Annotated in this window: 17 protein-coding genes and 1 pseudogene; 7 read left to right on the forward strand and 11 right to left on the reverse strand. The window is 50.1% G+C overall.

The window, feature by feature from the left end:
• Positions 1-67: 67 nt before the first annotated feature.
• Positions 68-2953, reverse strand: a pseudogene (uvrA, locus tag R8377_RS04110) (excinuclease ABC subunit UvrA); the annotation flags it as partial.
• A 296-nt stretch (positions 2954-3249) separates the two neighbouring features.
• On the opposite strand from uvrA, the gene R8377_RS04115 reads away from it, so the two are divergent.
• The gene (locus R8377_RS04115) at positions 3250-4197 is read left to right on the forward strand and encodes a TspO/MBR family protein (RefSeq protein WP_317642231.1); all 948 of its coding nucleotides are present in this window, start codon (positions 3250-3252) and stop codon (positions 4195-4197) included.
• Positions 4198-4313: 116 nt separating this feature from the next.
• Positions 4314-5915, forward strand: a complete 1602-nt coding sequence (locus R8377_RS04120) for an ABC-F family ATP-binding cassette domain-containing protein (RefSeq protein WP_317642232.1) — start codon at positions 4314-4316, stop codon at positions 5913-5915.
• Between the two features lie 47 nt (positions 5916-5962).
• Here R8377_RS04120 and R8377_RS04125 read toward each other — a convergent pair whose 3' ends face one another.
• Positions 5963-6652 (reverse strand): MgtC/SapB family protein, encoded by a 690-nt coding sequence (locus R8377_RS04125; protein WP_317642233.1) that lies wholly within the window; start codon positions 6650-6652, stop codon positions 5963-5965.
• A 100-nt stretch (positions 6653-6752) separates the two neighbouring features.
• Between R8377_RS04125 and R8377_RS04130 the strand changes: the two genes are divergently transcribed.
• From R8377_RS04130 to R8377_RS04140, 3 genes are read left to right on the forward strand one after another with little or no spacing between them, the layout of a single operon-like run.
• Entirely contained in the window at positions 6753-8837 is a 2085-nt protein-coding gene (locus tag R8377_RS04130; RefSeq protein WP_317642234.1) for a bifunctional ADP-dependent NAD(P)H-hydrate dehydratase/NAD(P)H-hydrate epimerase, read from the forward strand.
• Positions 8838-8846: 9 nt separating this feature from the next.
• Positions 8847-9641 (forward strand): 2,3-bisphosphoglycerate-dependent phosphoglycerate mutase, encoded by a 795-nt coding sequence (locus R8377_RS04135; protein WP_317642235.1) that lies wholly within the window; start codon positions 8847-8849, stop codon positions 9639-9641.
• Positions 9642-9685: 44 nt separating this feature from the next.
• The gene (locus R8377_RS04140; RefSeq protein ID WP_317642236.1) at positions 9686-10609 is read left to right on the forward strand and encodes a LysR family transcriptional regulator; all 924 of its coding nucleotides are present in this window, start codon (positions 9686-9688) and stop codon (positions 10607-10609) included.
• Positions 10610-10635: 26 nt separating this feature from the next.
• Here R8377_RS04140 and R8377_RS04145 read toward each other — a convergent pair whose 3' ends face one another.
• The 9 genes from R8377_RS04145 to lepA all read right to left on the reverse strand — a co-directional run bounded on the left by R8377_RS04145 (position 10636) and on the right by lepA (position 24846).
• On the reverse strand, positions 10636-11565 hold the full coding sequence (locus tag R8377_RS04145) for a DsbA family protein (protein ID WP_317642237.1): 930 nt from the start codon (positions 11563-11565) through the stop codon (positions 10636-10638).
• Between the two features lie 82 nt (positions 11566-11647).
• On the reverse strand, positions 11648-14818 hold the full coding sequence (locus R8377_RS04150; RefSeq protein ID WP_317642238.1) for a bifunctional [glutamine synthetase] adenylyltransferase/[glutamine synthetase]-adenylyl-L-tyrosine phosphorylase: 3171 nt from the start codon (positions 14816-14818) through the stop codon (positions 11648-11650).
• Positions 14819-15026: 208 nt separating this feature from the next.
• On the reverse strand, positions 15027-15893 hold the full coding sequence (gene metF / locus R8377_RS04155; protein WP_317643696.1) for a methylenetetrahydrofolate reductase [NAD(P)H]: 867 nt from the start codon (positions 15891-15893) through the stop codon (positions 15027-15029).
• Between the two features lie 112 nt (positions 15894-16005).
• Positions 16006-18315 (reverse strand): 5-methyltetrahydropteroyltriglutamate--homocysteine S-methyltransferase, encoded by a 2310-nt coding sequence (gene metE / locus R8377_RS04160; protein ID WP_317642239.1) that lies wholly within the window; start codon positions 18313-18315, stop codon positions 16006-16008.
• A gap of 184 nt (positions 18316-18499) precedes the next feature.
• On the reverse strand, positions 18500-19063 hold the full coding sequence (locus tag R8377_RS04165; RefSeq protein WP_317642240.1) for a SixA phosphatase family protein: 564 nt from the start codon (positions 19061-19063) through the stop codon (positions 18500-18502).
• Between the two features lie 44 nt (positions 19064-19107).
• Entirely contained in the window at positions 19108-20289 is a 1182-nt protein-coding gene (locus R8377_RS04170; RefSeq protein ID WP_317642241.1) for a tRNA (adenine-N1)-methyltransferase, read from the reverse strand.
• Positions 20290-20715: 426 nt separating this feature from the next.
• Entirely contained in the window at positions 20716-21174 is a 459-nt protein-coding gene (locus R8377_RS04175) for a tripartite tricarboxylate transporter TctB family protein (protein ID WP_317642242.1), read from the reverse strand.
• A 181-nt stretch (positions 21175-21355) separates the two neighbouring features.
• Positions 21356-22726, reverse strand: coding sequence for a radical SAM family heme chaperone HemW (gene hemW, locus R8377_RS04180; protein ID WP_317642243.1), 1371 nt, complete (start codon positions 22724-22726; stop codon positions 21356-21358).
• Positions 22727-22974: 248 nt separating this feature from the next.
• Positions 22975-24846: a translation elongation factor 4 gene (gene lepA, locus R8377_RS04185; RefSeq protein ID WP_317642244.1), complete on the reverse strand. Its 1872-nt coding sequence runs from the start codon at positions 24844-24846 to the stop codon at positions 22975-22977.
• Between the two features lie 321 nt (positions 24847-25167).
• Here lepA and R8377_RS04190 point away from each other — a divergent pair, with 321 nt between their 5' ends.
• Together R8377_RS04190 and rpsT are read left to right on the forward strand one after the other, a co-directional pair.
• On the forward strand, positions 25168-25752 hold the full coding sequence (locus tag R8377_RS04190; protein ID WP_317642245.1) for a GNAT family N-acetyltransferase: 585 nt from the start codon (positions 25168-25170) through the stop codon (positions 25750-25752).
• Positions 25753-25837: 85 nt separating this feature from the next.
• A complete protein-coding gene (gene rpsT, locus R8377_RS04195; protein WP_317642246.1) occupies positions 25838-26098 on the forward strand; it encodes a 30S ribosomal protein S20 in 261 nt (86 codons plus the stop codon).
• The last annotated feature ends 80 nt before the right edge of the window (positions 26099-26178 follow it).

Below are 26178 nucleotides of genomic sequence, written 5' to 3' on the forward strand. Positions count from 1 at the left end.
GTCTTGCTTTGGAGGAGTTCGTCTTGCTGGAACGTTTCTTATCAACTGCAGCCAATTTTGCTTCGTCGAGCATGGGCTTGAGGAAGCGGCCTGTCCAACTTTGCGGGGTTAAAGCTATGTCTTCTGGAGTTCCTTCCGCCACGACAGTACCGCCACCGTCGCCACCTTCAGGACCTAAATCGACGACCCAGTCGGCAGTCTTTATTACATCGAGATTATGCTCAATGATAATGACGGAATTGCCTTTGTCAACCAAACCTTGAAGAACGTCTAGCAGCTTTCGAACATCTTCAAAGTGCAAACCGGTCGTGGGCTCATCCAATATGTATACAGTGCGACCGTCTGAGCGCTTCTGTAATTCAGTAGCTAGCTTGACTCGCTGCGACTCACCACCTGAAAGTGTTGGAGCTGGCTGCCCCAGTCGGATATAACCTAAGCCGACATCTACCAGAGTCTTCAAATAACGCGAGATGGAGGGATAAGCCGAGAAGAAGTCAGCAGCCTCTTCTATGGGCATGTCAAGCACATCTGAAACCGTTTTGCCCTTGTAGGTAACTTCAAGTGTCTCGCGGTTGTATCGCTTACCGTGGCAAGTTTCGCACTGCACGTATACGTCGGGCAGGAAGTTCATTTCAATTTTAATAGTTCCATCGCCATGACAGGCTTCACAGCGCCCACCTTTTACGTTAAACGAGAACCTTCCCGGTCCATAACCACGAACTTGCGCTTCGGGAGTCTGAGCAAAGAGCTGACGAATCTTGTCCCACACGCCAGTGTAAGTGGCTGGGTTCGAGCGAGGCGTGCGGCCTATAGGATTTTGGTCAACATGAATCACCTTGCGCAAGAGGTCGAGACCCTCAACACGGGTATGTTTACCCGGAACAATGCGAGCATTGTTGAGATTGTCTGCTAGCACTGGGTACAAAATAGAATTCACCAGAGTCGACTTTCCAGACCCAGATACTCCGGTAACCAAAGTCATCACGCCCAGGGGTAACTTGACCGTCAAATTCTTCAAGTTGTTTTCCCTGGCACCAACCACTGTCAGTTCTTTAGTGCGGTCTATTTTGCGACGATGTTCAGGTAAGGCAATCTTTCTGCGACCGGCAATATAGTCTCCGGTTACCGAACGGCTAGCGGCAGTCAGGCCAGCGGCAGGACCGGAATAGATAACTTCGCCACCGTGCTCACCCGCACCAGGGCCAATGTCTACTAACCAATCCGATTCCCTAATGGTATCCTCGTCGTGCTCAACCACGATAAGGGTATTACCCAAATCGCGCAGGTGTTTCAAAGTTCTGATAAGACGCTCGTTGTCTCGCTGATGCAGCCCTATAGAAGGTTCATCCAAGACATACATAACGCCAACAAGGCCGGAGCCAATCTGCGTTGCCAAACGGATGCGTTGCGCTTCACCGCCGGAAAGCGTGGCCGCAGCTCGAGACAAGGTCAGATAGTTGAGGCCCACGTCGTTGAGGAAGCGCAGACGGGCGCAAATCTCTTTGAGCACTTCCCCGGCAATCTTGGCTTGCGCGCCATCCAAGTGCAAATCCTCAATCCACTGGTAAGACTGAGAAATCGGCATGTCACATACCTGCGCAATGGAAAGGTCCTTGACCGTCACCGCCAGCACTTCGGGCTTGAGCCGTTTGCCGTGGCATACTTGGCAGGGCACCTCACGCATGTACGACTCATAATATTGTTTCATCGAGTCAGAATCTGTTTCATCGCGACGGCGCATCAGTGTACGAATCACACCTTCGAAACCAGTCGTATACTCGCGCAAACGGCCCCAACGGTTACGGTAGGACACCTTCACCTTGAAGTCATGCCCATACATAATCGAGTGCTTGACGTCGTCGGGGAGATCTTTCCAGGCCGTTTTGGTAGAAAAGCCCATTTCCTCTGCTAAGCCATCCAGCATATGCCCATAGAAACTCTGCTGAGTCTTAGTGGAAGACCAGGGCTCAATTGCACCATCCGCTAAAGATTTATCCGGATCTGGCACAACCAATTCAGGGTCAATTTCCAAGCTGAATCCTAAGCCTGTGCAGGTGGGGCAAGCGCCGTAAGGCGCATTGAAGGAAAAGGTGCGCGGCTCGATTTCATCAAGCTCCAATTCGTGACCATTAGGGCAAGAACGGTGCTCAGAGAACGGTTGCCGACGCTGAGGGTCTGCATCTTCTAAATCTACAAAATCAGCTACTAGCAGCCCCTTAGCTAAGGTGAGAGCAGTCTCCACCGAATCAGTAAGGCGCTGACGGACTGAAGGCTTAATAACGAGACGGTCAACTACTACCTCAATGGTGTGTTTCTTTTGCTTAGCTAACTTGATGTCGTCCGACAACTGATGCATTTCGCCGTCGATGATTGCTCGCGCATAGCCATCCGATCTCAACAGACCTAGTGTTTCAACGAACTCACCCTTGCGTCCACGGGCTATAGGAGCCAAAATTTGGAAACGGGTACCTTCTGGCTTTTCCATCAGGGTATCAACTATTTGCTGAGGCGTTTGCGAGCTTACGACCGCTCCGCAAACTGGGCAATGAGGAATACCGGTACGTGCAAAAAGCAAACGCAAGTAATCGTAGACTTCTGTGATGGTACCCACAGTGGAGCGAGGATTGCGATTCGTGGTCTTTTGATCGATAGAAACAGCAGGACTCAGACCTTCTATAAAGTCCACGTCTGGCTTATCCATCTGCCCAAGAAATTGACGAGCGTAGGAAGACAACGACTCCACGTAGCGACGCTGGCCCTCAGCAAACAACGTGTCAAAAGCCAGGGACGACTTTCCAGAACCAGAAAGGCCAGTAAAGACAACCATCTTATTGCGTGGAACTGTCAGATTGACGTTCTTGAGATTGTGAGCACGAGCGCCTTGTATCACAATCTTACGGTCGTTTGCTAGATTGTGCAGGTCTGTGATTAAGGTACCATTGTTGTCCTTCATTTTTGGCTCCTTGATCCCTGCGTGCGACATATTACCCACCATGCTTCGCTCCTGCACTTGTTTCATGCGCTCTCTCAATGCTTACTGCCTGAAATTGACAAATAGCTCAGATAACCAGTTTACTCCAAAGAGCGAAATATTTCGAACGAATGTTCGATTAGAGCGAAGTTAGCTTCCTGTCAGAGTTGCGCTACAGGCGTTTTCTGCATAAAACACGACTTGCTCGAACACAGACTCTAAAATAAGAAATAAGACCTATTGAGGGCCTAGAGAGCAGTAAGGAACAAGGAGTTGTCATGAATTCACATGAAGATGCATCGACTACAACACAACCGAAGCTCAAGGTCAATACACCACAAAGCGACAGATCTTCGCCAACTACGGCAGTGAAAACACCTTCTGTTTTAGCAGCTGAGCGCTCAGCACACGAGTCTGTGGCCCGCAGTGATGCGCGCGCCGAACGAAGGTGGAAGCTTATCGAGACGATCATCCTGTGGACTGCTTGGATTATCATGGTTGCTTTCAACGGTTACGCTGAAGTCTTCCAATTCCAAGGAACTACTACCGGGCAAATCGCCAAATCTGCAAACGTCTGGTTTATGCCGGCAGGCTATGCTTTCGCCATTTGGGGTCTCATATACATCGGTTTGGCTGTATGGCTGGTTCGCTATTGCATGGCTGGACCTTCGCGCAAAAAGCTCGGTTTCCTACCAATGAGTCTTAGTGGGCTCATATTCGTAGCCACCTGCGCTCTTAACATCTGCTGGCTAGCGTTCTGGCACATGAAGAGATTCACTATCTCTCTCATCATTATCTTGGCATTGACCGTCTTAACTTGGCTGCTTTATGCCATTGTGCGCCACGATGAAGATGAGAAAAACACCTCTTCTGCCGTCCGCATCTTGGATTGGGCTCCCTTGTCCTTGTATGGCGGCTGGCTGACCGTTGCCACCGTTTTGAACGCTTTCTTCGATGCGGAAGTCCTGAGCATGGGCATCGCTGACGTAATACAAGTGTTTGCTGTCGTGATTTTGCTAGGACTCTTGCTGATAGTCGCTTTCCTCATGGAGCAGAAAGCCAACGATTGGGTGTTTGGTCTCGTTATCTTCTGGTCAGCCCTAGCTATTGGCATCCAAATTCTGAGCAGAAATACAGCTATTGGCGTACTTGTGATTGCTATAGCAGCTGTGGGCGATGTGCTGGTCTACTTCCCCTGGGACAAGTTTAAGCTTGTTCGCCGCTGAGAGCTCAAGCTTTATCAGCCCCTTCGCTATGATGGTCGTCGGGGCTTAACGCGTTTGCTACTAGGGAAGATGCGCTGAGCCAACTTGATGAACGGTAAGAAAGCGGTAGGCAGAGAATGGCAATTGAGGCACAGGGACTTGAAATTCGCATAGGAGCCCGCCTCCTGCTATCCCCCACCGACTTCCACGTCGTTAAGGGCGATCGCATAGGTTTAGTAGGCCGTAACGGCGCAGGCAAAACTACACTCACTCGCGTCATTACAGGCGACATGCTGCCCTCAGCAGGCTCCATACACGTCAGTGGACAGCTAGGATATCTACCTCAAGACACCCACGCTGGCGACCCGGAACAGACGGCGCTCGACCGAGTCATGTCCGCTCGTGAAATTTCAGCCATTATTAAGCGATTGCGCAAGGCCGAAACTGACATGACTAATCCCGACCCAAAAATCATGGAAAAAGCCATGAACCGCTACGACAGAGCTCAACAAGACTTCGATGCCGCAGGTGGTTATGCTGCTCAATCCGAGGCCATTGTGATGGGCGAAAGTCTGGGATTGAGTCAAGATACGCTTAAACAAACCCTCGGCACACTTTCCGGCGGCCAACGACGCAGAGTGGAACTGGCCCGCATCCTCTACGCCGGTGCCGACACCATGATTCTTGATGAGCCCACCAACCATTTGGATGCCGATTCTATTGAATGGCTCAAAAACTACCTCAAGAAATTTGAAGGCGGCTTCCTCGTTATCTCTCACTCCACTGAGCTACTTGACGAAACAGTGAACAAGGTTTGGCACTTAGACGCTCAGCGCTCGCAGATCGATATGTATTCGATGGGCTGGAAGGCCTACCTCAAACAGCGCGTAGTAGATGAAGAGCGTAGGCGTCGCGAACGCGAAGTAGCCGAGAAGAAAGCCGATCGCCTGATGAAACAAGGCATTCGTCTCCACGCCAAGGCCACCAAAGCTGTTGCCGCTCAAAATATGATGAGGCGAGCTGAGCGCCTGCTTGAAGGGACTCAAGAGGCTGAGCGGGCTGAGATGGTTGCAGACTTGCGCTTCCCCGAGCCTTCACCTTGTGGCAAAACGCCTATTATGGCCGAAGAAGTCTCAAAAGCATACGGTTCTAACATTGTTTTTGCAGGCATCAATCTGGCCATAGATAAAGGTTCGCGAGTTGTCATTTTGGGATACAACGGAGCTGGTAAAACTACAACCCTGCGCATTCTTTCCGGTATTGAAAAACCTGATACTGGGCATATCGCCCTGGGACACGGCGCAAAAATTGGTTACTTTGCCCAGGAGCACGACACACTTGACGACAACTTAAGTGTACTTGAAAACCTTCAGCGTGTAGCACCAGATTTGGACGATACGCAGGCCCGAAGTATCCTAGGCTCTTTTCTCTTTTCAGGAGACGATGCTATGAAGCCAGCTTCGGTGCTGTCTGGCGGCGAGAAAACTCGTTTAGCCTTGGCTACCTTGGTCACCTCTCGCGCTAATGTGCTGCTTCTTGATGAGCCTACCAACAACTTGGATCCAGCATCAAGGGATGAAATCTTGAAAGCGATTGCCAAGTATGAAGGTGCAATAGTGCTCGTAACTCACGATGAGGGTGCCGTACAAGCCCTTGACCCCGAGCGTGTTTTACTCATGCCCGACGGTGACGAAGATTTGTGGAACGACAGCTACTTGGACTTGGTAGCCGAAGAGTAAGGTACAACCCCACAGGGGGTCTCTACAGGCATAGCCAGTGGGGACCCTTAATCTTCATCGCCCAGTACTTCCACACCTTCGACACCATCGGTCTTACCAACTTCTTCAACGAGGCCAGAAACATCACCTTTACCTAGTAAGTTGACTGTAACCGAGGCTCCGTGCCAGCCCTCACGTTTGACTTCTCGAATGCCCAGCACCCTAGATTCAAACCCCATCTTGCTTGCTTCTAGCAAAGTGGCTCGTAAGGAACCATGTCCATCTTCATATACAATCCGTAGGCCCGTACTTTGCCTATTACGCAACAGCCACTTCACGATTGGTGAAATAACAAGAATCGAAATGAAATATAATGCAACTGCCACAATTGCAACGGTGAACATACTGGCACCGCAAGTTACACCAACCGCTGAAGCCACCCAAATAGCAGAGGAAGTTGTCAAACCACGCACGGCATCATGGTTAAAGAAGATAACACCAGCGCCGATAAAACCTATGCCAGAAGCCACACCGGCAGCTATGCGAGAAGCGTCCCAATTATAATTCCCAACTGCTGCGTTCACACCATAGATAGAGACAAGTGTAAAGAGACAAGAACCGAGACCTACTAAAATATGGGTGCGAATGCCGGCATCATGCTTGAGGTATTCACGTTCAAAACCTATCAAGCCACACAGCACTACAGTGAGTACGAGCGCCACAATCTGTGTTGCAGCTGGCAGTTCAAATCCTTGCATATACGCTGTCCTTCCTGCGACACTCCATACTCAATAGCATAAGTTTCGAGATTAGCCTCTTATCGTGACATGAGCAAGCGTTTAAGTAGAGATAAGCGGTATGCGCAAAGCACGAAAGCTCGTTAGAGTAGTATGCAAGACTACTGAAGCCATCTGGGCGATGCAGCCGAGAAAGGACGAGACCATGGTCAAAGACGAGTATCAAGCTGAACACAAGTTAGCGAGGACTGCTTACCGATCCCAAGTAATCCGTTCCTTAGAACAGCCCCTCCTTGAAGATGGTCAACCGCTCATGCAAAAAGCTGGACAAGCGGTGGCTGCAAACGCTTGGCTCATGCTCTCAATGGCTGGAATAGATATTGAAGATGCTACTGTTGCCATCTTGGCTGGCGGCGGCAATAACGGCGGCGATGGCTTGTATGCAGGGGCTCAATTGGCAGCTTGGGGAGCGGAAGTTACGGCGCTTGCGACCGGCACCCAACTTCACGACCGAGCTACAGATTCTTTTGTTCAAGCAGGCGGCACCATATGGGTCTTGTCTCCACAGGCCAATATACCTTTCGCCCCGTCAGCAGACGACACATCCCAAGCAAACGAGCGATTACAAGAGAGTATAAAACTGGTACGCCACTGCGATATCATCATTGATGCTATGACTGGCATAGGCGCGAACGGCCCCCTTCATGGCATTGCCCAGACTCTAGCAGCCACAGTTGGGCAAGCCGAGGGAAGCATTCAAACTGCTTCGTATCAGACACAGCCTTGGAAAGCAGATCGGCCCCTGATTTTGGCTGTTGATGTACCTTCTGGAGTTAATGTCGACATGGGAACCTTACCTGGCGCTTATATCCCAGCCGATGTCACCGTCAGCTTTGGAGCACTCAAACCTTGTTCCCTTCTTCCACCGGCGGCATACGTGTGTGGCCGAACAGTTTTGGTAGATCTTGGCTTTGATGTTGAAGACGTGCAAGCAGACGTCGAAGCAATGACTGCAGAAGCTTGCGCCAGCTTACTGAAAGTTCCAACAATCAATGATAGCAAATACACACGGGGTGTCGTCGGACTTGTTACCGGCTCTGCACGATACCCGGGAGCAGCAGTCTTGAGCTCCAAAGCGGCGGTTGCCTGCAATGTAGGGATGATTCGCTATATAGGTCCCGAACAGAGCGCTCGCTCGGTAGTCGAGGCTCTACCAGAAGCGACGGTCGGGGCAGGGAGAGTGCAGTCGCTAGTCGTCGGCTCAGGCGTACCTACCAGTAAGGCTGCGCAAGGCAGTGAAAGTCAACGCGATATTATTCGTAGCATTCTCGAAGGCAGCGGTGATGAAGACGGCACGTCTCATTCGCTGCCTCGCGAAGACAAACCCTCCACTCCTGTCTTAATTGATGCGGGGGCTTTAGACCTACTCCCCCACGCCCAGCTAACTCCCAACTTTGTAATAACACCTCACTTTGGTGAATTGGCAGAGCTGCTCAGCAGGTATGGAGAGGAAGTAAGCGCTGCTCGCATAGCACAGGAGCCACTAGCTTGGGCTATTGAAGCGTGGAAACTCACGGGTGCAACTGTCCTGCTCAAAGGTGCTATCACCTTAGTGATCTGTGACGGCGATGACGAGGGGAACAAACCTCAGATTTACACCAGTGGTTTCGGACCTACTTGGTTGTCAACTGCAGGGTCTGGAGATGTCTTGTCTGGAGTAGAAGGAGCGTTCTTAGCCAGTCAGGCAGATCTTATTGATGGTGATATGCGTCACACAGGCCAGATTGCTGCGGCCGGCGCATACTTACACGGATTGGCAGCATCCTTGGCATCTAACAGTCGTGAGCGGGCTTGGAAGAAGCCACTCATAGTTCGCGATGATCAGCTGAGTGAGTTCGTAGAAGACGCGCAAAAGGCTTGGAGCATTGATTTCGATAGTGCAGACGGCTTTACTGCTATAGGCCATCCCATACATGCGTCAGACATCGTCAACGAATTGGAACACGCTCAAGAGGTTTTACTCGCTCTACGATATGCACCTGATTCGCAACAGCTCGAAAGCAACAAAGCAAGCGATGATGACACTGGCCATGCTCAGATTCAAAATCGCTCACAAAGCTTAGGATATGCTGGAACGAACGAGTCTGAGCGCATGAATAACACGGGTATAGCAGCCGCTTCCGCTTTTGATTCCTTATGGTTTTAGGAGGTGCAGGTGGACGGAAAACTCATCCTCATGCGACATGGCCAAAGTGAGTGGACGCGCAGTGACATCAACCGTTTTGCTGGTTGGGTCGATATTCCCCTGAGCGAATGGGGAAAGCAGCAAGCACGCCAGGCAGGTCAGCTTATACAAAACGCAGATCTTAAACCCGATTGTGTATTCACCTCACTCTTAAGACGTTCTATTGAGAGTTCGAACCTAGCATTAGACATGATGAATCGTTTGTGGGTACCAGTACAACGTTCTTGGCGACTCAACGAACGGCATTATGGCGCTTTCCAAGGGCAGACCCGGCCAGATATGCTTGCTCAATACGGGCAAAGGCATTTCGGTATATATCGGCGCTCGTATGATGTGGCACCGCCTGCACTTAGTGTCGATTCGCCCTATTGGCAGGGTCAAGATTCTCGCTATAGCGCGCCCTTCCTAGACCATTTAGATCAAAAGGATCCGGCATGTATCACCGCAGAATCCCTAAGCGATGTGCTGATGCGCTTTCTGCCTTATTGGCAGGAACGCATTCTTCCCTTACTTGCTAGCGGGCAGACTGTTTTTGTGGTCACTCACGGTTCGGTAGTTCGCGCAACGATTAAGATGCTCGAGCAGCTCTCTGATCACGATATCCAATATATCAACGTACCGACTGGCATACCGCTGGTGTACCGGTTCGTGAAGACTACACACTCTAGCCAATTACTTGAGACTATTGAGCCAGGAAGATACTTAGACCCCGTGGCCGCCAAATCGGGTATTGCCCACGTAGAAGCCTTAGGACAAGGCGAGTAGTTTTCGAAACATAAGGAATTGTCACTGCCGCTATACTGAGGGGCATGACCCTTCTCCAACTCAAATACATAGTAAAGATTGTCGAATGTGGCTCTATGAACGAAGCCTCCCACGAACTTTACATATCACAACCCGCTCTATCTTCAGCGGTAAAAGAGTTAGAAAATGAGCTAGGCGTTGAGATTTTCACCCGCCATTCTCAAGGCATCTCTCTCACAGTTGATGGGGCGGAATTTTTAACCTATGCCCGCCAAGTGTTGGACCAAGTCGACTTGATGGACAAACGTTACCAGCAGACTAAGCCGCGCAAACAGTTGTGCCGTGTTTCCACTCAGCATTACATGTTCGCCGTCGAAGCCTTCGTCGAAATGATTAGTTCGATTGAATCTGAGGAATACGAGTTCACTATTCGAGAGACGCAGACCAAAGACATCATTGACCAAGTGTCCAGCTTACGTTCCGAGATTGGCATCATTTATCAATCCGGATTCAACTCTCGCATCATATCTAAACTTCTTCGTGAAAAGCATTTAGCTTTCCACCCTCTCTTTCGTTGTCAACCTCACGTGTTTATCTCCCGCAATAATCCACTCGCTGCCCGTCAAGAACTAACTATGGAGGACTTGGAGCCGTATCCATTTTTGCAGTATGAGCAAGGCAACGAAGGTTCCTTCTACTTTGCAGAGGAACCAGTATGGCCTGATTATTCTTCAAAGCAAATAACGGTTTCTGACCGTGCAACCATGTTGAATTTTATCGTTGGGCTCAACGCTTACACCGTGTGCACGGGCATTGATAACGAGGACCTGAATACTGAGAAAATAACTACAATTCCCCTACGCTCAGAGGAAACCATGCTACTGGGTTGGATTAGCAATGAACGAGCGAAACCTTCCCAAGCTGCCCAGCTGTATTTAGGCAAGCTCAGGGAGGTCATCGCTCATCACGGTTACGATCTCATCGATTAGAAATACAACTTCCAAGCAACCGTTTCCTATATGGCGTTGGGTTTACCTGTGGCTCCAATGGCAGGCAAGCTTCCAGCCTTGCCGACCTGATTTTCGTCTAAACCAATGGCCTTATAGAGGGCCTTGCGCACATCGTCAGCCCCGCCGCGTATATGGTTTATCTGCAAATACGTATTGTTGATAATGATGGTTGGGGTAGTCATCTTACCCTTGTCGCTACCGTCAGGATGCGCTAATTCGGCACGCGTAACCGTATAAGCGTTGAGTTTTTGTGTCCACTCAATATATTCCCCGCTCGCAGCTTTCTTAGCCACTGACTCAGGAACGCCGACCGACATCATGCGCTCGGCAAGCTGTTCGTCGCTAATGTCTTTGCCAGCTTCTTCCGCCGGTTGGAAATCTTCAGCATAGAATGATGCAACCACGTCGAAGAAGTGCTTAGGATCCTCTTGAGCAACTGTTGCCGCAGCCGAAGCGGTACGGCTGGAATATTGGTCAGAACGCGTTCGGTCAAGGAAGTCCATAAAATGCATGCCGACATTGATTTGCCCAGCTTGTATCATTTTCTCCAAGCTAGGGTCGAGCGTGCGGTGCACAGATGCACAAGGTGGGCATAAAAAGTCCATGTATATGTCGAAAGTTGGCACATTTGCACTCGCCCGGCCAACACCTTCTTTACTCACGATAATGCCGCCCTGATTGTCTGCAACGCTTGGCTTATGGACCACAGCTTGCAGTGCTTCGTATTCCTTGTTCTGGACTGGCTTCGGAGCTCTTGCAGCCGCGGCTGAAGTCTCAGAGGCAGTTGGCGAGGTGATGGGATCTGAGTTATGAACCCAAAAAGCACCAGCGCACACTAGAGCCACGATTATAACCAAACCCAGTACAGTTACCAGTCCTTTGCGGCTTTTTGCCTGTTGAACCTGCTCGTTTGAAGTGGGCTGAGGTGTTTCCATTACACTTTCCTTCTGTTCTTTGCTGACCTACGACTCTATTGAAACTTCCTAAAAGAGAGCTGTATTGCCTATGCTACCTGACTCATTGTCCATAGAAAAGCCGGAGCATTACCTCGCGGGAACGACGCATTGCCCCAAGTAGTTCATTGGCGAACTCGGCTCCCCGGTGGGCAGGATAACCAAGATATACAGCCATGGCACCAAGTGTATAGGTATCATCGGGCAAAATATCAGCTTGGTTAGAGCGGCCTGACCACAGGTAGCTCCCATTGCGAGCGCTGGTACACAGCCGCCAGCCAGCTTCCATAGCTGACGCATCACGCTTTCCGATAAGACCGAGATGTCGCAGGGCTTGCAAGGCTTGCAAGGTGGAAGTTACTTGCAGCTCACGATGGTTGCCGGCATATTCTAACTGCAGAAGTTGTACAGTCCATTCGATATCAGAGAGCCCTCCCGCTCCTAGTTTCAAATGGCGATCTCGGCGCACCCCGCGAGGCAACCGTTCTGCCTCCATACGAGCTTTGAGCTTGCGAATTTCGCCAGCTTGCTCTTTGGTCAAGACAGACGAGGGATAGCGTAAAGGATCAGCAATCTCCGTAAGGAAACGCTGGCCTAGCTCGCCGTCTCCCGCAGCGACACGTGCCCTCAAGAGTGCTTGGTGTTCCCATACACTGGACCACTGCTGGTAATAGGTACGGCACGACTCTAGGGAACGCACCATTGGCCCGGACCTGCCTTCGGGACGCAGGTCTAAGTCCAAATCAACTTTTGGCTCTACGCTCACCGTCATACTACCCAAAATTGCTCGCAACTTGTCGCAAACCCCTTGGGCAAATGCGAGAGCCGATTGGTCGATTACTCCGCTTTCACCTTCATAAATAATCATCGCATCGGCGTCTGAGCTGAAATTTACCTCACGCCCACCGTATCGTCCTAAAGCGATGATACTCATGCGAGATGGGGCTTGCGACTTGCCTTCCTCGCGAAGCTGGGCTTGCAGCGACCACTGCAAGGCTGCTTCTATCATAGCGTCGTAGACATCACTCATTCCAGTCAAGCAGGTGTCTTCATCGCAAACCCGGCTGAGCCAGCCCAAACCTATGCGCTCTATCTCGCGTCGACGCATAGCCCTCAATGCTGTTGCAAAATCTGCCATGTCATCGCCGTGCCGCTCCATATACCCCTTGCAGGTTATGGTAAGCGATTCCAGTGAACGCGGTCGCAACTGTTGGTCATCGCCCAGCCAAGTAACCGATTCGACCGACTTGCATAAGGCAGTGCCCAAATACCGCGAATTCGATAGCACATGACACAGGCGTCGGGCAGCAGATGTGGAGTCGCGCAAGAACCCTAGGTAGGCACTTTTGTTACCGAATCGTTCTTCGAGCGTACGCCAGCCTAGGAGCCCCATGTCAGGGTCTTGACCATTGCCGAGCCAGGCAAAAACTGCCGGCAAGAGAATGCGGTTTATCTTCGCGGATCTGGTCAACCCTTGAGTAAGCGCTTGCACATGGCGTAAGGCAGCATCCGGATCAGCGAAACCGATTGAGGCAAATCGCTCCTTTGCAGCTTGCGGTTTCAAGCTTACTTCGTCGTCTTCGAGCTGAGCCTCGATGGGAAGCATTGGCCTAAAATAAATAGCTAAATGAAGGGTACGAATCTCTCGACGGGTTTTGTCGTATCGTTCCACCAGTTCGTCTGCGTGCAGGCGGAAAGCCCGTGCCAACCGATATAAGTCATCGTTGCCGTCAAGGTCTTTGAGAGTCAATTTGCGCCGACTGTCTAGACCACCCCGATTGTGAGAGCCTAAGTCCGGGAACAGATGGGTGCGCTTGAGTAGCCACATTTGTTGTCGATGCTCAACAACGCGTTCAAACCGGTAGTCTGCTGCTAGCCGCTGAGCATGCTGAGTTGCAATATAACCGCCAGTTGCGAGCGCGGTCAATGCATCCAGGGTTGAGCGAGTATGCAAACTAGGGTCAGTCCTACCATGTACCAGTTGGAGCATTTGCACAGTGAATTCAACATCTCTTAAACCTCCTTGCCCTAACTTGATTTCCCTGTCTTTGAGCTTGGCTGGTATCAAGTCTTCAACCCGCGAACGCATTTGCTGGCAATCGTATACAAAGTTGGGCTTTTGCGAAGCTGACCACACCAGTTCATTGCACATCTCTTCGAAAGCCTGTCCGAGTTCGCGATCTCCTGCAACACTTCGCGCCTTGAGTAGGGCTTGGAACTCCCAATTTTGTGCCCACGAGCCGTAGTATTCTTCGAAAGAATTCAAAGTACGCACTAGTGGCCCATCTTTACCTTCTGGCCTCAGGGCCGTGTCAACTTTCCAAAGGGGTGGTTCACTAACTGCAGGAATAACAGACTGGCAGACCTGTTGAAGAGTCATCGCTATATTGCTGCCCACTTCAACAAGACTTTGACTATTCAATGCTTGCTTGCCGGGTGCTGGTTCCACTACATATACTAAGTCGACATCTGAGACGTAATTGAGTTCTTGAGCTCCTAATTTTCCCATACCGATGACACTAAAACGGCAGCTATGAGAACCAGCTACACGCTCTTGAGCAATACGTAAGGCTCCTTGCAGGGTTTCATCAGCCAGCTGGGAGAGAGCTTGACTGATCTGAGGCTGAGTTTCAACTGGGTCTTGGGCGTTGAGGTCTTGGGCCATGATGGCAACTAATCGACAATAGTAAGCAGCTCTTAGGGCGTTCACCGATGCCGCATAGCTGGGGCTTGCGCCCTTCTCGTGCAAACGGTCAAGCGCGCTTTCGATTGATGACTGATTGCGTTGGAGCTCATTTCCTTTAGCGTTATCTATTTCGATAATCGAGCTGATGAGCTCGGGGCGATTTTGCATGAGTCGGCCCATGGTTTGGGAAGCGCCGAGCACTTGTATCAGCGAGGTGAACGCCTGCGACTGTTCCGCTAAATCAGCCAGCGCATATTGGCTTAGCCCAGCATCACAAGCGCACTCGAACTCGTCTACACACTCACCGGCAGCATTCATCGGAACAGTACGGTCTCCGTATTGCACGAGGTGTACCAGCGATTCCAAGGCACGATCGGGGTCACAGGCCAGAGCTAAGGCGTGCAGTAATGTTTCGCAGCCTTGAGAGCTCAAACCCCGTTCTTGTAGGAAAGCCACTTCACGGCGGGCGCTTTCTAGATGGCGCAGCCCGGCACGAAGCAGCAATACAGAGCTCAACTGTTGACCGCTATCTACTTCATCAGTTGCCACGCTTCGGTCCTTCTCTTCTCTAGTCCAAGCCCGCTCTTCCATACTATCCGCATCCCAAAACACCCACCACCCCTCCCCCGCAAGCTTTTTACAATTTTGGGCACTTTCTCACGAAATCATGCCAGCGCCTGCTTAATAGCGTGAAAAAGTGCCCAAAATTGCAAACTGCGGGGAGATTATGAGGGTCGCTGCGGGCGTGAGGCTTGTATTAGAAAAGAGTGCTATTGGGAATTTCCACGAACAGTGGTTCAACATTGCGCCATATCCGGCGGGTCACAACGGGATGATTCATGGAGTAGAGATGAATACCATCCACACCTTGAGCGAGCAAATCGCATATTTGCTCAGATGCGTAAGCGATGCCTGCCTCAGATAAAGCTTGAGGGTTGTCTTCCCATTTATCGAGCATACGCACCACTTGCGCAGGAATTCTAGAGCCGCAAGTCTGGCTCATATGACGCACCTGACTGGCACGAGTCACCGGCATAATGCCCGCTTCGATAGGGACACTAATACCAGCTGCACGGGCACGATCTAAGAATCGCATAAAATCTTCATTCGAATAAAACAGTTGAGAAATCAGATGTTCAGCCCCAGCATCCACCTTTTCTTTGAGATGAGCTATATCAGCTTCCGGCGAACTGGCTTCAGGATGCGTTTCTGGATAGCAGGCAGCAACTATCTTCATACGAGGCTTAGAAGCGTGTACATAATCGATTAAGTCACGAGCATACGTAAAAACTCCAACAGGTTCCCGCCCCTCAACGCAATCGCCCCGCAGAGGCAAAACAGCCTGAACGCCCGCCTCTTCAAACATATCAAGCGCTTCATCTACCATTTCACGAGTCATATACTGAGCCGTCAGATGCGCTACAGCAGCAAGGCCATACTCCTGTCCAATAGTCGCGCAAATTCGAGCCGTGGCGGTGCGATCAGCATGTTTACCAGTTCCGTAAGTGACCGAAATGAAATCTGGTTTCACACCTTCTAAACCATCTAAAGTATCGTAAATAGAACATACGGAAGCATTACGCCTGGGCGGAAATACCTCAAGCGAAAATATAGGTTCGTGCAACCCCACAACCTCCTCTAACTTTCGTCTCCAGCGCTCCCACGCGCACCCCTGATAAGTATGGTTTTCGCCGCGCTCACATTGAGACGAAAACCACACAGTAACAGCTTTAGTTTTATACCAGCTCCTGCCTGATATGTTGAGCAGCAGCAACCATGTGTTCCAAGCTAGGCCACGTTTCCGCATTAGCGCGAGTTTTCAATCCGCAATCAGGATTAATCCACACTTGCTCAGGCCGCATCTTAGATAAAATTGCCCGAATCCGCGTTTCAATTTCTTCTCGGCTAGGAATGCGAGGCGAATGAATATCGTAAACACCCGGCCCAGCTTCTGTCGCAAAGTGTGCCTTTTCGATTGCGTCCAAGACAGTGAGATCAGAGCGCGATGCTTCGAAGGAAATAACATCGGCATCCATGGCATCAATATCTTCGATAATGTCGTTGAACTCCGAATAGCACATATGCGTATGAATTTGCGTAGATGCTTTAACCCCCGAATGAACCAGACGGAAGGCTGCGACGGCCCAATCCAAATAGTCCTTATGCCAGTGAGAGCGACGCAAAGGTAGCTTTTCGCGTAAAGCCGCTTCATCAATTTGAATAATCTTGATACCAGCTGCTTCCAAATCCAGCACTTCATCACGAATCGCCAAAGCCAGTTGCTGAGTCTGCATTTGCCGACTGATATCTTCCCGCGGCCAAGACCAGTTGAGAATAGTAACTGGCCCCGTCAGCATCCCCTTCACTAGGTGCTGAGTTCGCCCCTGTGCGTAGGCACTCCAACGAACTGTCATGGGCTGAGTTCGAGAAACATCGCCCCAAATAATAGGAGGCTTCACACACCGCGTTCCATACGATTGAACCCAAGCCTGCTGAGTGAACAAGAACCCTTCAAGCTGCTGTCCAAAGTATTCAACCATGTCATTGCGCTCAAATTCGCCATGTACCAGCACATCTAATCCAACCTGCTCTTGACGCTCAATAACATCATCAATACTAGTAGCTATGAACTGGTCATACTCGCTTTGGCTAATTTCAGCCTTCCTCAGGCGCGCCCGCTCCGCCCGAATTTCGCGGGTTTGTGGGAAAGAACCAATCGTTGTTGTCGGGAGGAGAGGCAGCCCTAGCTCTGCTCCCTGAATCTTCTGACGGTCGGACCTCTGCGGTTGGCGAACAAAATCGCGCTCGTCGAGACAGCTGAGACGTGACTGAACGGATGGATTCGCTGAAACACGCGTACCATCGAAGAGCGCCTGATTGACAGCCAGAATGGGCGAGGTATCTCGTTCTACCTGATCTTGTTCCACCAAAGCTGCAACGTCGCAAAGCTCTCCCAACTTTTCGACGGCGAAGGCAAAATGATCGCAAACCGCTGTACCCAGGCCAGTTTCGCCTTCAATACTAAAAGGCACGTGTAAAAGCGAACAAGCAGTAGAGACAACAACTTTGTCGGCGACCTCTTTTACGGCATCAAGCAGGCCTAAACTCCTTACGTAATCGTTACGCCAGATATTACGACCGCTTACGACACCGGCAAAAATTGTGGCATCTTGTCCCGCTCCATAACGAGCAAGGGCTTCCAAATTTTCGTCGCGCCCTTCAACTAAATCCAAACCAATACCATCAAACCCATATAGTTTGAGAGTTTCATAGCAGTCTGCCACATGCCCAAAATAAGTTTGCAAGAGCAGCCGCACGGAACCGTTCGCACTTGTTCTCGCCGGCAATATACGACTATACAAGCTCTTAAACAGCTCAATATCGCCATCTGCCTTGTCCATTACCAGATAAGGTTCGTCGAACTGCACCCAGAGGGCACCTAAGTCGATAAACCGCTGTAATACTTGCGCGTACACACCTGCAATCGCATTGATGAGACCCATATCATAGGTGAGATGCTCACCCTGTGGGCCGCGTGCAAGTTTTAGGAAGGTATAAGGTCCGATGATGACCGGCTTAGTAAGAATGCCTAATGCTTGCGCCTCACTAAACTCGTCAAACGGCTTGCTTGAGCTTAACTCTATGTGGGCAGATTCTTCAATTTCTGGAACTAGATAGTGATAATTCGTAGTGAACCACTTCTTCATAGGCAGGGCAGTCACGTCGCCTTGCGCTCCTTGATATCCTCGGCCCATAGCAAACATGGTGTCTTCCGGGCTCAGTCCAAGATTGCGATACCGAGCGGGCACAGCGCCAAGCAACATTGCTGTGTCGAGCATCTGATCGTAATAGCTAAAATCATTGCTGGGAATGAGATCAACACCGGCGCTATGCTGGGTAAGCCAGTGCTGCTTCCTCAGTGCTCGAGCCGTTTCTCTCACCTGGTTAAGGCTGCTTTGCCCCTTCCAATAGCGTTCGATAACCTGTTTGAGCTCACGCTGGGCGCCGATTCTAGGGAAACCGACTACAGAGGTATTCACGGACATACATCCTCCAAATTCTGCTGGTGCAACTAGCTGTCAGCCTAGCAGTGGAGAGCACAGGGTTGGTAATTAGCTCAAGTATGGTGTCGCTATAAGTTGAAGCTATAGCAAAACCGCATGCTATTTGTTTTCCTTATATAGGAGTTTCCAAATTGCATGCGGTCTACTGAAAACGAGGCTCGTGGGCTTACGGTTCGACCATATCTTTAGGGTTTAAGATTCCCAAAAGCTGAGAGCCATGCATATTCCATTCACCAAAAGGATGGTCACTTGCCAAAATTGCGACATTTGCGGGCGAAAGTCCAAGATTCAGCTTCCGCATAAGCTTGGCGTCGGTATGAATATCAGAAAGAAGTTGGGCTCCCATAGACATCGCCGGCTCGTGTGCCACTATAAGCAGCGTATGTTCATTCGCCTTGGTGACAGCGAGCTGGTCGAAAACTGCCTGAGTTCCGTCCGAATACAAACTTTCTCTATAGTCCACATGCGGATCGTCGCCGAAGAGGTCAAGCATCTGGTCGAGTGTTTGTCTCGTTCGAGCAGATCCCGAACATACAATCCGGTCGGGAATTAGCGAAAGTTGAGAGAGAGTCGCACCGATGCGCTCTGCCTGGTCAAGACCTTCCATGCTCAAAACGCGTTCACGGTCTCCATTGTATTCACCGGGCTTAGCCGCCGCATGCCGCATTAAAAGGAGCAGGTAGGCATATTTTTTACTGTTCTGCACAACTGCTTGCGCGTTTCCGCTCACGAATTCTTCTCCTATCTGAAAGCGAGTGTCTTACTCGCTTCAAATCAGTACTTGACATGTGCGCTATATAACTCTTGCGCAGCAATGGCTTGCCGCTCTTGCTGTTCTAAGTCGCGCAATACTTTACGTAATTTACGGTCAGAGATATCTCGCAATTCGAGTGAAGATAAGTCACTCATTGCAGCAGATGTCTCTGAATCGGCTGTTTGATCTGGTCTCTGGTCTACATCAGTGTAAAGATCCTTGGTAGCGTGCGTGCGCTTACGCATCGCTTGGTTACCTAGAGCCATTGACCTGGTCACAAGTAGGAAACCTGTATGTCCAATCATTTGATGCTGAGGACGCACTGCTAAGCCGTCCGCTTTCCAACCGCGCTCAAGTAATTCAACCATCTCCGGCTCCGTCCACTGACCGCTTGAACGCAAGGCCTCTGCCAAACGGCTGAGCTGAGTAGTGGTGGTGATATAGGCTGTCAGCACTCCCCCAGGCACTAACGCTTGCCAAACAGAGTCCAAGCGATTCCAAGGGTCCAGCTGATCCAACACAACCCTGTCGAAGCTATGAGATGTCAAAGTAGGCACTACTTCGTCAAAACTTCCAACTAACAGACGCCACCAACTGGGACGTTGCCCGAAATAGACAGTCGCATTCCCCTGAGCGACACGCGCAAATTCTGGACGCATTTCCACAGTAGTGAGTGTCCCCGCTTCACCCACAGCATCAAGCAAAGCAATACTCATCGCACCTGAGCCTGCACCGGATTCCAAGACGCGCATACCTGAGCGTATATCCCCAATGCTTATAACTTGCGCTATATCTTTTGGGTACATAATTTGCGCGCCACGTGGCATAGAAAGAGTATAATCAACTAACCGTGGACGCATCATCGTGTATGCCCAACCACCCGATGACCTCGCTGACTTCCAAGGCTTGCGTTGAGAACGTTCATCCGCAAGGACATTCGTATTCTCGCTAGCCTGTGACGAATCAGAAACAGAATGATTGTTCGTTGAGGAATCCGCCTGTTGGATTTCCTTGAGCTCGGCAACTGAAACGGTATGTATCACAGTACCCTCAGTTTGTCCGATTATTAAATCATGGGTTAAAAATCCTCGATCTGTTTGAGTGATAGCTCCCGCTTGGAGCATGATAGTAAGCATTTTGCCTTTGCGGTCGGTCAGCTGAACCTTTTCACCAGCTCGTACGGGCCCCCGCCTCACCACCATGAATCCTCCAGCTGAAGCCAGCACAATCGTTACTATTCTAGGCGAAGTCGCATCTCAAAAAGGCATACAACCCTCGCCATCAAACCGCTCCGCCATAATCCCAGTTCCCTCACCAAAATAATTTTGGGCAATTTTACACTTTCTGTACACAGCATACCAAAGATAATGTGCGAAACTGCCCAAAACTCACTTTCACTTTCGATGCAATAAGATTCGTTACTCCAAATAGCTGATTCTCACGCAACCATATCTCCCCAATAACACCAGCCCCAAGAGCCCAAATGCCCCTAGAATCAATTTTGGGCAACTTCTCACGCTGACTGAGCCAGAGCGGCTATTTAGCGTGAGAAGTTGCCCAAAATTGATTTTTGAAGATGGGGGGGGAATAGGGAGATAAACTATGTTGCAGTTTTCTCGAGTCAGAGGCTAGACCGCTGCCCCATACGAGTCGAGTCGCGGATTCTCTTTATAGGAACCAGCCACGAAGAAGAGACTCAGCACTCCCACCACAAACACTGCGCTAATAGTAATAATCGCCCACATTGGTACGTTGGGAATCCACATAGCAACAAGAAAAGCGATGACAGAAAGAATGATGAGAGTCCAGCTTAAAATACGGAACCATTGCTTTACCGAATGTGGTTTTTCAATGACCTTTGGATTGTTTAAGCTTAGATCAGACTGCAGTGCAGACGTTGCAAAGTCTCTGTGTCCGCTAGGTTTCCATTCGCCAGTTTCACCATTAGCTAGTCGGCGAGCCTTCTCCTGAAGGGCAATCTCGTCAACGACACCTCTACGACTTTTCGTCTTGCCGCCTGTGAACTGATTATCCCCGTTCTTACCCGTGCTTCTTGCACGTGCTCGACGTTCGGCACGATTTGACATCTCTAACGCCTCCATTACTTTGTGCACAGCGTATCCGTGCTGAGACCCCTTATATGTTCCACTCGTCACGTTATGAAGAGGAAACGCACAATTGTTATCCTAGCCTATAGTAACGAGAGAGTTAATTATGAAACGCGATTATCCTCCAGACGTGTATAACCCGAAAGTTAACGTACCATTACTATCTTGACACCATCTCAAAAACGTTGCTTATAAGATCATCGTTAAGTAAGCGACCACGTCGGGTTGCTACGATTCGCCCCGCTTCGACAGCCGCAAGCCCGGACTGGGTAAGCGCAGAGACATCCTGTTGAGAGATGGCTTTGCCTGCTACTCGTTCAAGTTTCGCCAACGACAGGCCTTCGCGTAATCGCAAACCGAGCATGACAATTTCCTCGACATTTTCTTCGACCCCGATGATTTCGCTACCGCCCCATGGGATGCGCTTAGCATTGATCGCATGCGCCCATTCGCCAGGATGGGTAATATCCCAAGCTCTCAAAGATTTCTTGGCAACTGGTGCTGATTGCATCAACTCTGTATCTGCTAACAGAGCATGTTGCTGAACTTGCAAAATCGAATCAGCTTGAGAAGCCCCGGTTGATCGCCACATCGTGGACTGACGAGCGCCTGCAGTCGCATCAGATTCTGCGAGGAAACTTGCTTTATTATAGTGAGAATGAGCACCTGGCCCTATTCCTGCCCAATCCACGTTACGCCAATATCCTAGGTTATGTCGGGATTCGTGCCCAGGTTGAGCCCAATTAGAGATTTCGTACCATTGCAGTCCCGCAGATGCAAATATATCATCTGCGAGCTCGTATTTATTGGCTTCATCATCGTCGTCAGGACTATGCAGAGCGCCGGACGCAATTTGCCTACCCATTTTCGTACGTGATTCTATGGTGAGGGCATACGCGGATATGTGATTTACACCGAAATTTAGGGCTGTTTCGACACTCTGTCGCCAGTCGTCAATGCTTTCGCCGGGGGTACCATAGATGAGGTCTACGCTGCACTCGAGTCCTATATGTTGAGCTGCCGCCACATTTGCCGCCACATTTGCCGGCGTATGTGTGCGATCTAAAGTTGCGAGTACGTGAGGCACAGCAGATTGCATACCAAAGGAGACACGTGTAAAACTGCCATCCTTGAGCTCTTGTAAGTAGCTTCGGTCCACTGTGTCTGGATTGGCTTCAGTTGTAATTTCAGCACCAGTCTCGATGCCCCACATTTCGCGGATTGCCTCGACCATACGCACAAGATCGTGCGCAGGAAGCACTGTAGGAGTTCCTCCACCAAAGAAAATGGCCGACACCGGCGGCTCTACGATGTTGTGAGAATGCTGCCACTGCTTCAGCAAACGCATTTCTTCGATAGCCATGTTTGCGTAGTTCTCACGGCTGGCGCCCTCTCCTAAATTCGTGGCAGTATACGTATTGAAATCGCAATATCCACAACGTTTCAGACAGAAAGGGACATGAATGTACACTTCAAACGGAAAAGTAGTTTCATCTGGCTCTACGTTCACGCCAAACATTTGTTCCACCATCTCTCTCGTCACTCTTCGCTGTCGCCCACATAAACCACCCCACTCCCCGCCCTTCGCTATCTCAATTTTGGGCACTTCCTCACACATCTGTCCGCTTACCGATAGATTATCGTGAGAAAGCGCCCAAAATTGCTGTAATGGCAGAGTTAGTGGGTATTTGCGAGGGCTGGAGTTAATCACTAGCTGCTTTCAGCGTGTATTTATCGACAATGAAAGCAGCCTGCATAAGACCGATTGTTTGCCGATTATTACTCTTTCTTAGCAGCTCGGATCTTATCTTTACTATCGCGATCTTCAGGATCACTCGTAGTCAGCGCAGCGATGAAAGCCTCCTGCGGGACTTCCACATGTCCAAGCATCTTCATCCGCTTCTTGCCGGCCTTCTGCTTTTCGAGCAACTTACGCTTACGCGTAATATCGCCGCCATAGCATTTTGCCAACACGTCTTTGCGAAGAGCACGAATCGTTTCACGGGCGATGATACGCGAACCAATTGCAGCCTGAATCGGTATTTCGAATTGCTGGCGAGGGATAAGCTCGCGCAATTTTTTGGTCATCATTACACCGTATGTGTAAGACTTTTCTCGGTGAACGATGGCACTGAAGGCGTCAATTTTCTCGCCTTGAATCAAGATATCAACTTTCACCAAATCAGCAGATTGTTCACCAGCCTCATGATAGTCCAAGCTGGCATAGCCTTTAGTTCGGCTCTTAAGCTGATCAAAGAAATCAAAGACAATCTCAGCGAGCGGCATTTTGTAATGCATTTCCACGCGTTCAGGACTCAAATATTCCATTGTGCCCATTTGACCTCGGTGGTCCTGGCACAGGTCCATTACTGAGCCGATAAACTCTTTAGGTGTAATAATATCCGCAGCGACGACTGGCTCGACTATACGTTTGACCTTGCCCTCGGGGAATTCGCTCGGGTTTTTAACCACATGCAGCGTTCCGTCTTCCATTGTCACTTGGTAGGTCACATTCGGCGCCGTTGAAATGAGATCAAGCCCGAATTCACGGTTCAGCCGCTCGTTGACAATCTCCATGTGGAGCAGTCCCAAAAAACCACATCGGAATCCGAAGCCTAGCGCCACTGATGTTTCGGGCTCGTACACAAGCGCCGCGTCATTAAGCTTCAGCTTATCGAGAGCATCGCGTAGCTCGGGGAATTTAGCGTTATCTACGGGAAACAGGCCAGAATAGACCATTGGTTGCGGGTCTCGGTATCCAGCTAGTGGTTCAGCAGCCGGGTGTACCTCGCTAGTGATGGTATCGCCAACTTTAGATTGTGCTACATCTTTAACGCCAGTAATGACGTAGCCTACTTCACCAGCACCCAAGGCTTTCGTTGACATCATCTCTGGACTGATAACTCCCAGTTCGACCGGATCGTGAACGGTGCCGAGGCTCATCATACGAATTCTTTGCCGCGCTTTAAGTTCTCCGTCTACCATACGAATATAGGTGACAATGCCGCGGTACGAGTCGTACACAGAATCGAAAATTAGTGCACGGGCCGGCGCTTCACGGTCACCATGCGGGGCAGGAACTTCGGCCACGATGCGGTTAAGCAGCTCTTGTATGCCCTCACCAGTTTTCCCCGAAACTCGCAGCACATCGTTCATCTCGCAACCCAGTAGATTGGCAATTTCTTCGGCATGTCTGTCCGGGTCAGCGCTGGGCAGGTCGATCTTGTTCAGCACGGGAATCACGGTCAAATCGTGGTCTATGGCCATATAGAGATTCGATAGCGTTTGCGCTTCAATGCCCTGCGTTGCATCGACAAGCAAGACCGCGCCTTCACATGCTTCAAGAGCGCGTGAAACCTCATAGGTGAAGTCAACATGGCCTGGGGTATCAATCATGCCCAGAGTGTACTCAGTACCGTCTTTAGTCCAGGGCACTCGTACAGCCTGCGACTTTATAGTGATGCCGCGCTCCTGTTCGATATCCATGCGATCCAAGAAACGGTCATGCATTTCTCGCTGCGCAACAACTCCGCTAAGTTGGAGGATACGATCCGCCACGGTTGATTTGCCATGGTCGATATGCGCTATGATGCAAAAATTGCGAATAAGCGACTGCTGTGTGAATCCTGGCTGGTTTGTATACGTAACCACCGGGCTCCTCTCCTCGCGACACCTGAAGTTCTAATTCTATCTTGTGGCCTAGGCTTTACTGCACTAAGCGATTCCCAGCTCTCAGCTGCAACCGTTAAAAACCCACCCGTTTTACGCTCCCCCATCGAATTTTGGGCACTTTCTCACGGTTGTGGTCACAATCAGATGTAAATTCATGAAAAATTGCCCAAAAAAAATGATCTGAGCAATCGATTGGGCCTTTTGCTACTTTCTTTTTGCGTGGGTTAAGCAAGCTTTGCCGTTTCCGTGTTTACTTCTTGGATTACCCTCTAGAATAAAGCAAGAGGTTAAGGAGAGAATATGAGATTGAGACCCTATCGTAGGCATGAGGACGATGCGCGGTTAATAGAGCTGGCCCAAGAGGATATAAATACTCGCGGTCACACAGGTCTGAGCGAGCAGGATGCAAAGTTGTTTGCACGCCAACGCTTTGCTGAAGAACTCGGCAAAGAGATGCGTCCCGACGAAAATGTAATCGTCATTGCGATAGCAGATTCACATGAAGAAATTACCGCATTAACTGCTCAATCCACTGTATCAACCAACAACGAGGAGGAAAGCTCAGACAATAATCAGTGCCTTAAACCAAGCCATTGTGCAAGCCGGATTATGGCCTTTATCAAGCTCGAGATACGACCAGATTCAGTGACGAATCGTCCTGAAGGCTTTATACATCATTTATGCATCGATCAGCGTTGCAAAAATACACGTTTATCTGCCGCTCTTATCAACGATGCACAACACTGGGCTCAGCGCAACGGTTTGTACAAACTTTCGCTCGATTTAGACGCCGCCGATGAAGCCTCCATCTCACTATATGAAGCAAGCGGTTTCCATGTTTCATCCGTAAGTATGGAAATACCTTGCTTGGAACCAGAGCGGTGAATACCATAGCTTTATCATTTTCGTGCCCGCATGATAGTATTGAGAACTGTCTGTACAGATATAGCACATGTCGTTTGGAGTAACATTGGCAAACATTAAGTCGCAAAAGAAGCGGATCCGCACCAACGAAGCAGCGCACCTGCGCAACAAGGAAGTCAAGAGCGCCATCAAGACTTCCATTCGCTCCGTTCACAAGGCTATTAACGATGGCGATAAGGACAGCGCAGAGACAGCATTTGCAGTGGCGGCTCGACGCCTCGACAAGGCAGCTGGACGTGGTGTAATCCACCGCAACCAGGCCGCTAACCGCAAGTCTGGTTTAGCAACCGCTATCAACGCTATGTAATTTTGTTCCGCTAGCAGCATCTTAAAACCCGCTTGTCTCGCAAGAGCAGGTGGGTTTTTTGATTCGGTCCGTTCGATTTT

The sequence above is a fragment of the Bombiscardovia apis genome, from assembly GCF_033095945.1.
Taxonomy (GTDB): domain Bacteria; phylum Actinomycetota; class Actinomycetes; order Actinomycetales; family Bifidobacteriaceae; genus Bombiscardovia; species Bombiscardovia apis.